The 13,186-nt window shown below is 54.2% G+C and carries 19 protein-coding genes and 1 other RNA gene; 7 read left to right on the top strand and 13 right to left on the bottom strand.

The genetic code is table 11. From position 1 onward, the window contains the following. Positions 1-25 precede the first annotated feature (25 nt). The 7 genes from SH451x_RS13750 (at position 26) to SH451x_RS13720 (ending at position 7,329) form a co-directional block, all read left to right on the top strand. On the top strand, positions 26-829 hold the full coding sequence (locus tag SH451x_RS13750) for an ATP-binding protein (RefSeq protein ID WP_479357528.1): 804 nt from the start codon (positions 26-28) through the stop codon (positions 827-829). Beyond that, complete coding sequence (locus SH451x_RS13745) at positions 826-1,290, top strand: DUF669 domain-containing protein (RefSeq protein WP_479357526.1); 465 nt, start codon at positions 826-828, stop codon at positions 1,288-1,290. Before SH451x_RS13750 ends, SH451x_RS13745 begins: the two co-directional genes overlap by 4 nt. Positions 1,291-1,542: 252 nt before the next feature. After that, positions 1,543-1,923, top strand: a complete 381-nt coding sequence (locus SH451x_RS13740) for a RusA family crossover junction endodeoxyribonuclease (RefSeq protein ID WP_479357524.1) — start codon at positions 1,543-1,545, stop codon at positions 1,921-1,923. A gap of 2 nt (positions 1,924-1,925) precedes the next feature. Next, complete coding sequence (locus SH451x_RS13735) at positions 1,926-2,195, top strand: hypothetical protein (protein ID WP_479357522.1); 270 nt, start codon at positions 1,926-1,928, stop codon at positions 2,193-2,195. Beyond that, positions 2,192-4,861: a hypothetical protein gene (locus tag SH451x_RS13730; protein ID WP_479357520.1), complete on the top strand. Its 2,670-nt coding sequence runs from the start codon at positions 2,192-2,194 to the stop codon at positions 4,859-4,861. The genes SH451x_RS13735 and SH451x_RS13730 overlap by 4 nt, the downstream gene beginning before the upstream one ends. Positions 4,862-5,192: 331 nt before the next feature. Beyond that, on the top strand, positions 5,193-5,663 hold the full coding sequence (locus SH451x_RS13725; RefSeq protein ID WP_479357518.1) for a hypothetical protein: 471 nt from the start codon (positions 5,193-5,195) through the stop codon (positions 5,661-5,663). A gap of 271 nt (positions 5,664-5,934) precedes the next feature. Further along, the gene (locus SH451x_RS13720; RefSeq protein ID WP_479357516.1) at positions 5,935-7,329 is read left to right on the top strand and encodes a DNA modification methylase; all 1,395 of its coding nucleotides are present in this window, start codon (positions 5,935-5,937) and stop codon (positions 7,327-7,329) included. 5 nt (positions 7,330-7,334) lie between these two features. On the opposite strand, the gene SH451x_RS13715 is transcribed toward SH451x_RS13720, so the two are convergent. The 13 genes from SH451x_RS13715 to SH451x_RS13655 form a co-directional block, all read right to left on the bottom strand. Then, positions 7,335-7,724 (bottom strand): type II toxin-antitoxin system death-on-curing family toxin, encoded by a 390-nt coding sequence (locus tag SH451x_RS13715; RefSeq protein ID WP_479357514.1) that lies wholly within the window; start codon positions 7,722-7,724, stop codon positions 7,335-7,337. Beyond that, the gene (locus SH451x_RS13710) at positions 7,725-7,952 is read right to left on the bottom strand and encodes an AbrB/MazE/SpoVT family DNA-binding domain-containing protein (protein ID WP_479357512.1); all 228 of its coding nucleotides are present in this window, start codon (positions 7,950-7,952) and stop codon (positions 7,725-7,727) included. A gap of 66 nt (positions 7,953-8,018) precedes the next feature. Beyond that, on the bottom strand, positions 8,019-8,336 hold the full coding sequence (locus SH451x_RS13705) for a hypothetical protein (RefSeq protein WP_479357510.1): 318 nt from the start codon (positions 8,334-8,336) through the stop codon (positions 8,019-8,021). Positions 8,337-8,348: 12 nt separating this feature from the next. Further along, positions 8,349-8,573 carry a DUF4314 domain-containing protein gene (locus tag SH451x_RS13700; RefSeq protein ID WP_479357508.1) on the bottom strand — a complete coding sequence of 75 codons (225 nt, stop codon included), beginning with the start codon at positions 8,571-8,573 and terminating at the stop codon, positions 8,349-8,351. Positions 8,574-8,930: 357 nt separating this feature from the next. Then, positions 8,931-9,164 (bottom strand): hypothetical protein, encoded by a 234-nt coding sequence (locus SH451x_RS13695; protein WP_479357506.1) that lies wholly within the window; start codon positions 9,162-9,164, stop codon positions 8,931-8,933. A 12-nt stretch (positions 9,165-9,176) separates the two neighbouring features. Next, complete coding sequence (locus tag SH451x_RS13690) at positions 9,177-9,746, bottom strand: winged helix-turn-helix domain-containing protein (protein WP_479357505.1); 570 nt, start codon at positions 9,744-9,746, stop codon at positions 9,177-9,179. A 26-nt stretch (positions 9,747-9,772) separates the two neighbouring features. After that, positions 9,773-9,840: hammerhead ribozyme type II (locus SH451x_RS13685), an RNA gene on the bottom strand. Then, positions 9,840-10,154 carry a DUF7678 domain-containing protein gene (locus SH451x_RS13680; protein WP_479357503.1) on the bottom strand — a complete coding sequence of 105 codons (315 nt, stop codon included), beginning with the start codon at positions 10,152-10,154 and terminating at the stop codon, positions 9,840-9,842. Before SH451x_RS13680 ends, SH451x_RS13685 begins: the two co-directional genes overlap by 1 nt. Before the next feature lie 84 nt (positions 10,155-10,238). Next, complete coding sequence (locus tag SH451x_RS13675) at positions 10,239-10,478, bottom strand: hypothetical protein (RefSeq protein WP_479357501.1); 240 nt, start codon at positions 10,476-10,478, stop codon at positions 10,239-10,241. Positions 10,479-10,631: 153 nt separating this feature from the next. Next, positions 10,632-10,904, bottom strand: coding sequence for a hypothetical protein (locus tag SH451x_RS13670; RefSeq protein WP_479357499.1), 273 nt, complete (start codon positions 10,902-10,904; stop codon positions 10,632-10,634). A gap of 285 nt (positions 10,905-11,189) precedes the next feature. Then, positions 11,190-11,447 (bottom strand): hypothetical protein, encoded by a 258-nt coding sequence (locus tag SH451x_RS13665; protein ID WP_479357497.1) that lies wholly within the window; start codon positions 11,445-11,447, stop codon positions 11,190-11,192. A gap of 279 nt (positions 11,448-11,726) precedes the next feature. Beyond that, positions 11,727-12,020, bottom strand: coding sequence for a hypothetical protein (locus SH451x_RS13660; RefSeq protein ID WP_479357496.1), 294 nt, complete (start codon positions 12,018-12,020; stop codon positions 11,727-11,729). 279 nt (positions 12,021-12,299) lie between these two features. Then, positions 12,300-13,157, bottom strand: coding sequence for an amidoligase family protein (locus tag SH451x_RS13655; RefSeq protein ID WP_479357494.1), 858 nt, complete (start codon positions 13,155-13,157; stop codon positions 12,300-12,302). Positions 13,158-13,186 lie beyond the last annotated feature (29 nt).

The raw sequence follows: 13,186 nt of genomic DNA, 5'->3' as shown, positions 1-13,186 counted from the left end.
TCTGATTTTAAAGGAAACCTTATTTATGACAGTGACACTACCAACCACTAAGACCAAACCGACCACCGACTTGGCAAAGCAATCAATCTTGCTCTATGGCGTTCCTAAGCTCGGCAAGAGCTCGTTCGCTTCCCAGTTCCCCGAGGCCATGTTCTTTGAATGCGAACCAGGGCTCAATCACTTGGAAGTGTTCAAGGTGCCGACCTACTCGTGGGAAGCATTCTTGGAAGCTTGCAAGTTGCTTGCCAAGGGCGATCACAACTTCAAGACGCTGGTGATCGACACGGTTGACAACGCGTTCAAGATGTGCTCGGACTATGTCTGTGCCAAGCATGGCATCGAGTACGAAGGGGACATGGGCCACGGCAAAGGCTGGGCTCTCGTGAAAAACGAATGGCATCGCGTGCTGACTCGTTTGGCCAGCTTGCCCTATGGCTTGATCCTCATCTCGCACGCGGTCGATAAGACGATCGAAACGCGAACGGGCGAGTACACCAAGACCACGCCGAGCTTACCCGATCGTGCTCGAAACGTTGTATTAGGCCTGGTCGACATCATCCTCTACGGCGACTCGGTATCTCGTAAAGACGCTGCCGGCAATCTCGTCGTCGATCGAGTACTCCGAACCAAACCTCATCCAACATACGAGGCCGGCGATCGAACAGGTCGCTTGCCCGAGATGCTGCCACTGGATTACTCCGCCTTCAATTCGGCATTCAGCGGCACCGCTTCGAATTCACCCGCACAGAGCCCTGCGCCCGGCAAAGGCACTGCTGCGTCTTCTTCCACTCCGGGCAGCACCCCAGCAGGAAAGGCTGTTAAGCAATGAGCGATTACGAAGAATACGAAACCACCAACCAATCCGTTGATCTCACGTCGTTCGATGATGATTTCGCAACCGCGGAAGCACCAGAGTATGACGAGGTCCCCGACGGCAAGTATCAGGCTCGTATCGAGTCAGTGAAACTTGAGAGCAGTCAAAAAGGCGACCCGATGATCAAGTTCGATTTGGAGGTGCTGTCTGGCTCACATGCCGGCCGTCACATCTTCAAGAACTCGGTCATCACACAAGCATCGATCCCTTATGTGAAGGGCGATCTGAAGACGTTGGGTCTGGAACTTTCCAAATTCAGCGAACTGTCCGGGCGACTTGAAGAACTGCTCGATGTGACCTTGGAAGTCACGAAGCGGACTCGCGGTGACTACACCAACGTCTACTTCAATCGACGCATTCGTCTCGCGGCCACTTCGAACGGTGAAGTTCCATCATCACCGGACATGCCGTTCTGATCGTTTGCCGCTTGATGTCGCACGGGTGCGGCTGGGACGGAACAAGCGAATGAGTCGGTGTTAATTGGCCATTCGCTCCGTCCCGGCTTTCTTTGTTTCGATTTCCCACTGAGGCGATTTGGATGTCGTTGATTGTTCTTGTCATCTGCGTATGGATGCTTCGATTGCTATTGATCGCAGTCTCCCTGCTACTCGTTGTACAGATCATCGGCATGCTCTTGTCCCGAGGTCACTGATAGGAAAGAGACAGCCATGATCGAATTGGCGTTGCCATATCCACCTAGTGTCAATCACTACTTCAGCTATTACCAGGGGCGTCCCGTTCTCTCCAAGGATGCACGTACCTATCGGCACCAAGTTCGCCGCATTGCGATCGCCAAAAGCATCAAGCCACTGATGGGTCCACTTGCGATTCGCATAGACATCGCACCGCCCGATGATCGTCGTCGTGATTGTGACAACGTGCAAAAGGCTGTTCTCGACGCCTTGCAACACGCCGGTGCGTTCTGGGACGACTCGCAAGTCGTCTGGCTTTTGTCGATCAAGCACGAATCGCGACCAAGCGGCAGCATCCGAGTGCGGCTCGACGACGCGGCTTCTCAGACGCTTTCTCCTGCCATGGAGATCGCTTAGCCATGTCGCAGCTCACCCGTTTCAGTCGCCCCATCGTTCGGCATATTCCAAGTCTCAATCTCGTTGTCCGGTTTGACGATTCGGGCATCGCAATTCGTGCGTATCGTTGTCGTAAATGGAAAAGAGTCACATGGGCTCAGCTCGCCTCTCTAGCTGATGACAACGAACCGGTAGTCCAGTTTTGTGAGACTGATCACGGGTCAAGAGTTTTGAAGGCGATGGGAGTGCGTCTACCGTTGGGTGAGGAACCAAATAAAGGTGGCGCAGCTTGAGTCACCCAGCTATCACTTTATTGACGACTCTGTTCGAGCCGTCAGACCTCATTCTCTTTCGTCCTGTAGAAGCATGGACTGAAGGTGGACGGAAACGCAGCCGTGTCGACTATAGCAACGTATGCTACCGGCCCGCCAAGTCGACGACACTCGAACAAACGCTGGCTCGGCTAAAAGCAAGTTCCGAGTCTGAACGCACGAACTTGTTTTTCGGCGTCTGTCCACGAGTTGGTAACAAGGGACGGTTCGACCTAGCTTGGCAGATTCGTATTGTCCGATGTCTCTGGGCTGATCTCGATGGATGCAATGTTGCTCAAGCTATTGAACGTTGTAATTCACAGGCGATCCCTGCGCCCACTGCTATCGTCAATAGCGGAAACGGCGTGCATCTGTATTGGCGTTTGGATCGCCCACTGCTGATCGACGATGTTGGCGATCCACCACCCGTCGAAACGGAATGGTCAATTGGAAGCGACGGACGCAAAAAGCCAAGGCGATACATCCTTAATGGCAAAGATCGCGTTTTCTTAGATCGACGCCATCATTTGACCAAAACAAGCCCGAAAGCGCTGCAGGCCCAAGACCTACTTATGGGCATCGCAGCAGCGATCAACGCTGACCATACAACTGACCTCACTCGGTTACTCCGACTGCCCGGCACATTGAATCGAAAAGATCAACGCAATGGTCGCGATCCAGTCAAGGCAGAGTTGATCGAATGCGATAGCAACCGGCGTTATTCCCTTGATGCCTTTCAGAAGTTCGCAAAGTCATGTGAAGCCACCAAACGCCAGAGGCAGATTGAGGCGATGCCGTTGCCGGCCGTTCGTAAGTTATCGGCTGGAAAGTCCGACAAGCTCTCGGAGCTAATCGCCGCTAGTACGATCGCTTCGGAAGGAACTCGTTCTGAGGCCGACTTCGCTGTTTGCTGCTACGCGATTCGAAGTGGGATTGCGAAGGATGAAGTTTGGACACGGCTGCAATCTGTCGGCAAGTTCGCAGAGCAAGGTCGCCGGTATTTCGACTTAACCTGGGAAAGTGGCGAGTACGATGTGCGGGCTACTTTGTGCGATCGCTTGCAGAAGCGTTTGCCAAATGAGCCTACAACGGTAGCTGCCCCTTCCGGTGACCAACAGGCAGAGGAGTCGGAAGAACGGCGAACCATTACGATCGACTCGCGATCAACGCCAGTGGCCTCAACCATGGGCCAGATCACGGATCGATTGCTTGCCACTGGCTCTTGTTTCAATCGGGTGGAGCAATTGGTTGTGGTGCGAGAGCAATCGATCTCGCCGGTGCTCTCATCTGCGGAATTGACGGGACTGCTCAATCAGCACGTCGAATTCTACTTCGTCAACGAAGATGGAGGCGAGTACAAGCCGTTGCCAACTTCATATGCGAACACATGGCTTAACAACGTTGGCCAACGTGAACGTTTGCCCGCAATCCGACTGTTTAGCCACAATCCGATCTACACGGAGGACTGGCGGATGGTCAGTCCGGGTTTCGATCACCAGTCCGGTTTCTACTACGCTGGTCCACATATTGAGCCAGTCGAAGGGACCAAGCATCTCGACGCGTTGTTGCGAGATTTCTGTTGGCGGAAGCCGGCAGACCGCACCAATTACATAGGCATCTTGTTAACGGGGCTACTGGTCTCACGTTTCATTGGCTCCAAGCCGGCTGCACTGTTCAACGGGAATCAACCTGAGCTTGGCAAATCGGTTCTTGCACAGATTCTGGCAATTCTTCGGGATGGTCATCATGTGGAAACCGCATCGTACAACGCGAACGACGAAGAGTTCGAGAAGCGTCTGGGAACAATCGTCAGGCGTGGCGTAACGACAATCATCATCGATAACGCCAAGGCCCGAGGCCGCAATCCAAAGATTGATTCCGCCTGTCTTGAGCGATCCATCACCGATCCGATTCTATCTTTTCGTTTATTAGGCTTCTCACAAGAGATTCGGGCTGAGAACTCGCATCTATTTTGCATCACCGCCAATTCGCCCGATGTGAGTCGCGACCTTATCACTCGCTGTGTGGTCATCAATCTGCATCACGAGGGCGATCCACGGAAGCGATCGTTTTCGATGGACGATCCAGAGGCGTACGTTCAGACGCATCGGCTGCAACTGCTTGGTGAGCTGGTAAACATGGTCGAACGCTGGAAAGCCAGCGGCATGCCCCTAGCCAAGATTCAAACTCGGTTCAACAAGAAGGGCTGGGGCAACATCATTGGTGGCATTCTTGCAGCCAACGGTGAACCGGACTTCATGGCCAATGCCGAGGATGCTGCCAGCGAGATGGACGATACCCGCCGCGAGTTCGAAGAACTCGTCACGGCGCTCGCAAAGCATCCTCAAGGGATCTGGTCGGGCTCTGAGTTAACTGACCTCGCAAACAAAAACTTTGTGCTTCAATCCGAACTTGGCGACGGGACTCCACGATCTCAAACCACGCGCATGGGCAAACTCGCAGGTCGCTTCGTCGGCGAGCGATTCAGTCTCGATGACGGCACCTACGCAGTATTCAAACGAATCTCTGGAGGGCGTCACACCCAGTATCAGGTCTTTCTAGAGTCGTCGCAAAGCGAACGCTCCGGACATGCAGACGTCGAGAATCACACGTCTGCAACGTCTGCAGAAATGGAGCTGTTTTCATGATCAATATCAAGAATGCAAATACTGCCGGTCGTTTGTATCGCTTTGGCTGCTTCCACGCTGGAGTCATGACTTTGGCCTGCAGACGTTTCGGACGTTTTGCAGACATAAAGATTTTCAAACGTCTGCAAATTTCATCCTGCAATTTCGTTGGTGGAAGCAGACGTTGCAGACGTTTCAGACGTTTATCCCCAGTTAGTTATTGGGAGGGTAAACAACGTGTTTTTCCCCGTATGTAGATCGTATAGGGAAACACGTCCGCAACGTCTGCAACGTCTGCAAGCCAACTAATCCACCGTTTTCAACCGCTCAAAAATCAAAAGGCACCTACGCTATGAATCACGCATTTGCATCTCGCCCAACCGTCTACAACGGCGTCCAGTTCCGTTCCCGCTTAGAAGCTCAATGGGCGTGCTTCTTCGATCTAGCGAAATGGAAGTGGGACTATGAGCCTATGGACCTCCTAGGATGGACGCCAACCTTCCGTGTGGAGTTTCCATGCAGTCACACCGAGTGCTCTGACACCCATGTGCTTTTGATCGATGTGCAACCGTTCGATTGTCTCGCCGCGTTTGCTGGCCATCGTTGCATGGACTTCGCATTCGGCGCTAGTAACAAGCCAAACGGAGAAGAGGAAACGATTCCTGCCGACGCATCAGCGGCATTCGGTATCAATCCTGATGTGACCTACTGGCAGATGTCTCATGGTGCCGGCGGTGGTGAAGAGAACATCCGCAATTGGACGCCTACGAATGCCCACCAACTTTGGAAGCAAGCGGGCAACATCATCCGAGGCTGCTCATGAGTAACCAATCGCAATCGAAAGTCATCGCACACGTTAGCGCACGTCGCAACCGTTGCACTGCGTTCGAGTGCAACGCCCAGCACACTACAGAACGCGTCAGTGGGCCAACAGTGGCCCAACGTTGCGTCTGCCACTATGGCACTCGCAAGCCCCAAACGATGGGTCCTCCCCCAAAAACCAACGCGTTCTTGGGCCGCGGGAACAGCCGCGCGATTAGACACAGTTTGTTTGTTTTGTCCGACCCCCAGCTCCCTAGCCAAAGGATTGCATTATGACCACCACTGCCCTGCAGATTGAAATGTGGACGCTCGATCGCGTTCGTCCCTATGAAAACAACCCTCGCAACAACGACAAAGCGGTCGACGCGGTTGCGGCTTCGATCAAGGAATTTGGCTTCTCGCAGCCAATTGTTGTCGACACCGACAGCGTCATCATCGTCGGCCACACGCGTTTGAAGGCGGCGCAGAAGCTTGGGCTTGATCGCGTACCAGTCGTGGTCGCTTCGCATCTCACGCCCGAGCAGGTGCGTGCGTACCGGATCGCCGACAACAAGACTGCTGAGATCGCGGAATGGAATTACGATCTGTTGCCCATCGAACTGTCTGCCTTGCAAGAAGCGAACTACGATCTAGGGCTCCTCGGCTTCAACGCTGAGGAACTCGCGAAGCTGATGGATACCGGCGTCAACGAAGGTTTGACCGATCCGGATGACATTCCCGAGCCGCCGGACGAAGCGGTCACTCAACCGGGCGACCTTTGGATCCTCGGCAACCATCGTTTGCTATGTGGTGACTCGTCGTCGCCGGCAGACCTGGATCGTTTGCTGGCCGGCGCTGCCATCCACCTCGTCAACACAGATCCGCCTTACAACGTGAAGGTTGAACCACGATCGAACAATGCGATCGCTGCTGGCCTCTCTTCGTTCACCAACGATGGGGCAGCTTCGAGGCTTAAAGGTGGCCAAGGAAACGCTGCTTCCTTCGGTGTCGATCACGAGACCGGCAAACCGAAGCATGCGGCGACGCACAAAAAGCTTCGTGCGAAAGATCGTCCGTTAGCAAACGACTTCGTCAGCGATGAGGCATTCGATCAATTGCTCGAAGATTGGTTCGGAAACATTGCCCGAGTATTGCTTCCTGGTCGTTGCTTCTACATCTGGGGTGGTTACGCCAACTGTGGCAATTATCCACCAGTGCTGAAGAAGCATGGTTTGTACTTCTCACAGTCGATCATTTGGGACAAGCAGCATCCTGTTCTAACGCGCAAAGATTTTATGGGTGCCCATGAATGGGCGTTCTACGGCTGGAAAGAAGGAGCCGGGCATAAGTACTACGGTCCCAAGAATGCGACGGACCTATGGCAGGTCAAGAAGATCAATCCGCAGTCCATGTCGCATTTGACTCAGAAGCCTGCGGAGCTCGCCGTTCGCGCGATGCAGTACTCGTCAGTGCAAGGTGAGAACGTGCTCGACCTCTTCGGTGGAAGTGGCTCGACGATGATCGGTGCCGAGCAATGTGGTCGCAATTCGTTCTTGATGGAACTCGACACGCTGTATTGCGATGTCATTGTGGATCGCTTCCAGCGTTTCACAGGTATCCCAGCTGTCTTGGAACGAACGGGCGCATCTCCAATCCCCATGAAGGCGCGAGAGGAGAACATGCGATGAGCATGTCAGTTCGATTGATGCGTCCCAAAAAACTGTGCTATCTCTGGTTTGCCGGCGCTGCCCATCGAGACAGCGAGGGTGAGATCGGAGAGCTCGCCATTTTTGGCTTCAATCGAAATGCCATTGATGTCAAGAAAGACCAATGCTGCTGCAGTACCAGTCCGTTTATTCCCATCAACGAATGGATGGTTCATCACTATGTGGAACAGGTACGCGGCAGCCATCTCAAAGGGAAACGCGTGAAGATAAACACCATCGAAGCTTGCTCGAGGTTGCTCGATTGCCGACTCCAAAAGGTTCACATCGCGAATCTCACTCGCGCCGCCATAGATCGCGGTTTGATTCGCGTGAATCTGCATTACGTCGCTGAGTTCAAGAAAGTCGACGTCTGCCATCTATTGAGCCAGCCTGCGCAAGTCGTCTTCAAACTTCGCGTTGATCTTTTCGAGACTCGCTTCGATTTTCTTTTGACGTGTTTTATCACGGCATGGAGTAACAAGGAGCTGGTCGCCATTCGTGCTTATTTCGAGCGGGGTATCGGCGGAAATTTGGAGCATATCCAGGATTGGCTTGTCTATCACGAGAGCCAAACTGTTCCCGTGTTTGATCAACATTTTTTGCATCGTTTTGTCCCCTTTTGTATGGTATCACAAAGTGTATACCGTAATTCGGGGGAAGTCAAGCTGAGCCTAAATCCGCATGCAATCCCAACTGCCGTTCTCGAACAAATACACATACTCGGTGCCGCAGTTCCTCGCGAACTCGTGGAGAGCTGCACGCGTCGGCATGACAACCGTGCGATTACCGTCGGTGAATCGTTCCGGCGTTCCGTCGTTGGCGAGCGAACGAATATCGCCGCCTGCGACCAACGTTCGTGCCGACTCGATCGATGTGTAATGTTCTTTGAGGACTCTGCCGGCATGGTCTTGGTAGCCGTCGAAGTGAAGATAGATCGCTGCGTAGCGACCATCCTCTTGCTTGCAGGCAATCGTTGCTCTTGTGGACATAGGATGGTTTCCTTACTTCGATGGTTCGTGGTGGTTGGGTTCGACGATGGCGACACAATCGTCGGGCATCGTCAGCATGAGCGAGCGGCCGTTGTCCCAGTCGACATCGACCTGCGTCCAATCGTGATGCTCGTGAACGTCAACGACGGTACCGAGCGATCCAACAGGTATCGGGTCTGGATCTTGTGGCATCGATACCAAGCGGATGCGATCGCCTTTCTTCAATCGTGTTTGCATAGTTATTGGTTCCTTGTCTCATTTCGTAGGTGCGGTGTGCTTGTCGAGCACAACGAGGTGAAGGTTCTCGTAGGGAGCTGCCGGCTCAAGGGTTGGTTTGGCAATGGTTGGTTCCTAGTTGTTGGAGAAACGAAAGACGATCGCCAACAGTCAGCCAGCAAGTCCCGAAAACATCAAGCCAACATGCGAGCATGTTTTGCGAAATTTCTGGAAACATGTGGATGCGCCGGCGAATCGCAGTTTCGCGACGTGTCGCGTTGTGTTGCTCTTTGGGCTTATATTCGCATCAACGAGAAAACGCCCACACGGTATAAACGTGGGGCGATTGGTGGGAAGCTTTCCGTGCTTCGGTCTTGTCTACAAGTCGTGCGGTACCAAGATGGCAGCGCCGTGGTCGAAGACGGGAATCGAGTCTCCGTTAGTCGTTCGGGCGAACAGGGTTGGACCTTGGCGGATCACATCCACCACGCTGCTGACGTCGAGCTTGCGATTGTTGATCGTTCGCAGGTCGTAGGTGATGCCTGGCTCTGGCGTTGCGGTCTCGCCGTCGGCCAGGTCATCCACCGTTCGCAAATCGTAAAAGTATTTCACCGGCTTGGTCTCCTAGCCTCGAACCGTGAATCGTCCGCGTTCGGTCTTTACGAACTTGCTGTCGTCGCCCTTGGCCAAGTCGCGAAGGATCGCGCTGTACAGCGTCGCGTGTGGAGTCTTGCCTCCAGGGCTTGTCCAATAGCCCTTCGATTCCATCGCCGTGATCAACTCTTGTGCGTTCATCGGTTCACTCGATTCGCCAAGGACTTTCAAGGCCGCAGCGACGCAGCTCAAACGCTTCTCACCGGCGTCGCCCGTTTCCGTCGTCGCTGCTTTTGCCTTGCGTGGCTTCTTGAGGACCGCAACCGCTGTGGACGAATCGCCCCCGATCGTTTCGACCGTGGCCGGCTCGTTCTCAACCACCGTTACGTTGCCTTCGGTGGTGACCTTCGCGCGTCCGCGCTTCGCACCCACTTCGCCCAGAAGGCGTTGAGCGCTCTTAATGAGAATCTTCTTGCCGGTTGCGAGGTTGGTTGCATCCCAGCCACCGCGAGGTTTCTCGGCATCGATTTGAATCTCGCATCGGTTGCCCGAAACGTTCGCGTAGTACTTGCCACCAATCTTTACTTCTGCCTTCTTCATCTTCGTTTCTCCAAATCTGTGTTCGTGGTTGGCTGCCATCGTCAGGCCGATCGAACCACCGATCGGCTACGCGCGTCCGTGCTGCGTTTCGGCTTATTGACCAAAGACCAAGTCCGACAATCCCTCGCAGAGAAAGTCGACTATCACTTGGACCTCCGTAGCGACCGCCGGCACATCCAAGCCACGGTCGAAGTTGAACATCACTTTGCGGTCGGCCAGGCGTTGAACCCAAAGCTTCGAAATCTTGCTTTGGTTCAACTCGTACGATTCGTGTTCTGCGTGCTCGGCGAAGACCAACGCGTCGAAACGGTATTCGTCGTTGATCTGGCCTTGCACCCAAGATCCGCCAGCGCCGCGGTTGCGATTGCTGATCTTGGTGATCTTCAGGTCGAGGTCGTGTTGGGTCATCTGCTGGTCTCCGTTGCTTGGTTGGTGAATCGTTCTCGCGTTAACACACATGAGCCATGCGGTTTGAACCGCATCAAGCCGGATTCAAAAGGAATTCGAAATCTTTTCTTCGGTGCATACCTGCGTTCGGAAGTGTTGGGCGAGCTTCGCTGCGGTGGCTTGCACATCAGCCAATTCGTCGAAAAAGCGCTTCATGGTCGCTGGGTCGGAAGCGGCGAGGATCGGCATCTCTTCATCTGCTGCATACAAGTCGCTGATCGTCTCGAGCGCTCGTCGGTGTGCGCTGAGGAACTGGGCCGAGGTCAGGCGTGGTCGGTTGGTCATGGTTCGCATCGTGTTGGTCTCCGGTTATTCGTGTTTGATGTGTCGTATGCGATGACACACATGAGCCATGCGGTTCAAACCGCATCAAGCCGACGGGGAAAAGATTCTGAAGGTTTTCCAGAATCTTTCCCCCGGCGCATCGGCGTGTCGCGATCAGCTATCGCGACATGTTTCCCAAGCCCGTTTGCTGCCGTAGCAGATCTGCCCGCCTTCGACGATGTAGACTGTGTTGTCGTCGGCAACGTCTTGGGCGTCGTCGTCTTCATCCTCATCGTCGGACGCTTCGTTCATGTCGCGGCCGCTGGTAACGCCGCAGATCCGGTTTTCGAAGGGCCAGTTCTGCTGGGTCATCAGCCGCACTTCGGCGTCGCCTCCGAACTCTTCGCGGTAGTCGTTGAGGATTTCGATCAGGGTGTCGAGATTCATGTTTGGTTCTCCGTTTGGGTGAATGAAAATTGGTTATGCGATAACACACATGAGCCATGCGGTTTGAATAACCTCAAGCCGATTCCAGCAGCTTTTTTCCATGTTCTTCCATGTTTTTCGGGAGGCCTCACGGGGCCCGACGATGGCCCGTGTTGCGATGCTTTGAAAGTTGGGTACTTGGTCGAAGGTGCTAAGAAGAACGCGACTGTGAACGAGTGTCGCGATCAAGCGGAAGAACGCCGCGATTCCGTTCGCGGCGTCCGTGGCATTCCGCTGGTCTGTGGTTTAGAGGATCTTTCCAAGGCGGCTGTTCTTCATCGCGTCCAGGGCTTGGACCGCGTTGAAGTGTTCGGTGAGAAGCGGGCCGGCGCTGGGTGTTTGTTGTGCGTCGGCGATCTCAAGGGTTTCTGCCAAGGTCATCAAACCCTCGATTGCCTTGTAGTAGGCTTCGCGGATCTCTTGGGCTTGGTGGGCATCCATCGCCTTGAAGATCTGGCGAAGAAATGCGTCGGTCGCTGCGTGTGGGTTGTTTGCGTTGGTCATGTTTGTGTCTCCGTTTCGGAAAGAGGTTTGAATCGTTTACGCGATGACACACATGAGCCATGCGGTTTCGAAAACCTCAAGCCGAGCATGCGAGAATTCGGGAAAGATCCTGCAGCTTTCTTTCCCGATTGTCCGCCGTCGCGAATGTTCGCGTATTGGGAGGACACATATGCAGGCCCTCTACTAACTATCTATGCAAAAGAGGTTGAACGAGGTCCCAAAGAAAATCGCGAGCACGTCGCCGGCAGCGCTTGGCCGCCGGCGAATCCGCGTTGTTCGTTAGTCTTTCCGCAAGAAGAACTCGAGCAGTTTCTGTTGCTCGAGAAGTTTTGCAAGTTCCGCTTTGGCCTCGCGTGCGGCGCGGAGGTCACCCTCGGCGAAATCGACCCAGGACATGCTGCATGGTTGGTCGGCCAGCAATGCCTCGGTGTCTTTGACCGCACCTTGAGCGCGACGAAGCATGCATTGAGCCGCCTCGTCCATGCGGCGCATTGCATCGGGGATCATCCATTTGAGCCGTCGCAGTTGGTCCTGGATCGCTTGTTCGGCGCTCGTTTGATTCGTGTCGTTCATCTGTGTTTCTCCGTTTGGGAAAGGGAATGGAATCGATTACGTGATGACACACATGAGCCATGCGGTTGGCGAATGCTCAAGCCGATTCCAGCAGCATTTTCGAATGTTTTTCCATGTTTTTGCGAACGTCCCACGGTTCGCAACGTTGGCCCGTGTCGCGTCATTCTGGTTGTTGGGTACTTGGTCGAAGATGCTCACAAGAACGTGACACCGCGCAAATGTCGCGACGAAACGAAAGAACGCCTCGATTCCGTTCGCGGCGCTCTATGTGGTTGCGGCTCAGGCCGCGCGGTCGTATTTGCGGGCGAGGTCGAGGAGTTTTGTTTTGATCGTCTTCCATTCCGGTTTGGTTTCGCAGGCGACCTCTCCGTAGACCTTATCGCGAAGGGCACCCTTGTACCAACCTTTGGTCCATCCGAGTCGGTAGAACAATCGGTTGAGTTCGGTTTCGCCAAGGCCGGCACCAGGGCGATCCCAGCAACTCTTAGTTCCTTCCTTCTTGATGTAATCCCATTCGCTGCATCGTTTGGTATTGAGGGCGAGTTCAACCAAACCCAAAACCATCATCAGGTATCCGACCACCTTGGTCTTGTTGAGCGTTCCGCCGAAGGCTCGGAATTCGATTCGGTTTTTGCCGCGGGTCAGGTGGGTCAAGTTCAGCAGGTGGTAGCGATCCGATTCGCATCGGCTCTTGGCGTTGTCTTTGTTGCCGTATTGTTTGATTCGCTTGGCGTACATCATCTGTTCGCGTTTGCGGGTTCCGGTCGAAGCGTAGATCGCTCGTTCGTGGTTGCCGACCAAGGAGATCAATCTTGCCAAGGCGGCTGCGTCTCCGTTCCAGCTAACCGTTATGTGCAGGCCGCAGCTCGAATTTACTCGGCCCCCGCGAGCGTTGATTTGGTCGATCGCGTTCTCGATCTGGCGTACGCCTTCAGCCCCTTTGAGTATCGGGCTCACAAACTCGCATCCTTTGCGAGAGGTGTTCTCGGGTCGGATACTTCCATCGCGTTCTGCTTTCCATCCGGTTGGCAGCCAAGGTACTTGGTATCCGCTGTGGTAAGGTCCGATCGGTGTGTTGTCGGTGCTTGGGAGTGTGGTTTCGAATTCAATTCCGAAGGCGATTGCGTTTGCGTTCATCGTTCTGTTCCTTTGTGGTTCGAGGAGTG

Source organism: Njordella aestuarii, assembly GCF_056494165.1.
The sequence above is the reverse complement of the archived record's forward strand: the minus strand, read 5'-3'. Positions and strand labels throughout refer to the sequence as shown.